Source organism: Geomonas sp. (genome assembly GCF_056994735.1).
In genome coordinates this window covers 1-1,282 of record NZ_JBXKJL010000411.1, presented here as the reverse complement: position 1 = coordinate 1,282, position 1,282 = coordinate 1, and the positions used below count along the sequence as shown (strand labels likewise).

Here is a 1,282-nt window from a genome sequence, read left to right as displayed (position 1 = left end):
ATGCGGAGGGGCTGGAAATCCCGGCGAAAACCGCGTCGTCTCGAAGATAAGGCCGTCCCGACCGAATTCGGCACGGGGAACGCGATCGGGGCCTTCGACGCCGAGAGGCAGGAATCCCCGGAATTCTGGCTTCTTTCGATCAGTCGATATGCTGTCGGAGACATCGCTTGGGCATTGGTGCATGAAGGCGGCAGAGGAGCTTACTGATGGATCGCCCCCACTCGGGTCGGGGGCTTACGCCACCCGCTCACTCCGAGGCATCCCCTGATGGGTCATGAGGTTCAACGCCCGGCAGCGGATCCCCGCCTCGGTCGCCTGTTGGGCGTCTCGCCGACTCGACACCCCGTCCCCGAAGATCCTCTTCATCCGATACATCGCCGTCTCGCCCAACGAGCGACGATGATACCCCGACTCCTCCTTCCAGGCCTTCCGACCGACCCGGCGGATGCGGCGGAGGTCCTCATCCCGAGCCAGCCGGGGACCGGACGTGTTGCCGTGCCGCTGGATCTTGGCGTCACGTCGGGGCGGGATGATCGCTCGGGCGTCCCGCCGATCCAATTCGGCGTACACCGTCGCTCGATCGTACGCCCCATCCCCGGTCATGCTCTCCAGCGGGTTATCCACCTGCCCCAGCAACGGGGGAGCCATCTCCGCATCGGTCACCCCCGGATCACTGACCATCGCTGCCTGGATCTCGTGCGTCTGCGGGTCGACGGCGCGGTGGAGCTTCCGCCAAGTCCGCCGCTGGGAGTAGCCGTGCTGGCGGACCTTCCATTCCCCCTCGCCATCGACCTTCAACCCGGTGCGGTCCAGGATCAGGTGGAGCGGTCCGGTGGCCCGCTTCGGCAGTGTGATGGGGACGGTGGCCGCCCGGCGGCTGAGCGTGGTGTGATCGGGGACGTCGAGATCCAGGCCCATCAACCCGAAGAGCGAGTCGGCCAGTCCCTCGGTGGCCCGCAGGGTGAGGTGGTAGACGGACCGCAGGGTCAGCAGGCACTCGATGGCCGTGTCGCTGTCCTGGAATTGGGCCCCCCGCTGGGTCGGCCCTTGATCGCGCCAGGCTTGGAGCGTCGCTTCCTCGACCCCGAGGGTGAGCGAGCCTCTCCGGACCAAGGCGTCGTCGTACGCTTGCCAGTTGCGGACACGATAGGCAACTGTCGTCGGGGCCTTGGATGTCATGATCGGGTGCGGCCGTTGAGCGAGAGAGCGAGCGGGGCGGGTCCAACTGGCCCAGTATACCAAAGTTCATCGGCCCAGCAGAAACCGTTCGTGCACCAACGCC

At 66.5% G+C, this 1,282-nt stretch carries 2 protein-coding genes; one reads left to right on the top strand and one right to left on the bottom strand.

Annotation, left to right across the window (positions count from 1 at the left end):
* Nucleotides 1–207 (top strand): hypothetical protein (locus AC11W3_RS17505; RefSeq protein WP_484093452.1); only part of this gene is annotated, 207 nt, incomplete at its 5' end.
* A gap of 27 nt (nucleotides 208–234) precedes the next feature.
* Here the strand turns inward: AC11W3_RS17505 and AC11W3_RS17500 are convergent.
* Entirely contained in the window at nucleotides 235–1,179 is a 945-nt protein-coding gene (locus tag AC11W3_RS17500) for an IS5 family transposase (RefSeq protein WP_484093451.1), read from the bottom strand.
* Nucleotides 1,180–1,282 lie beyond the last annotated feature (103 nt).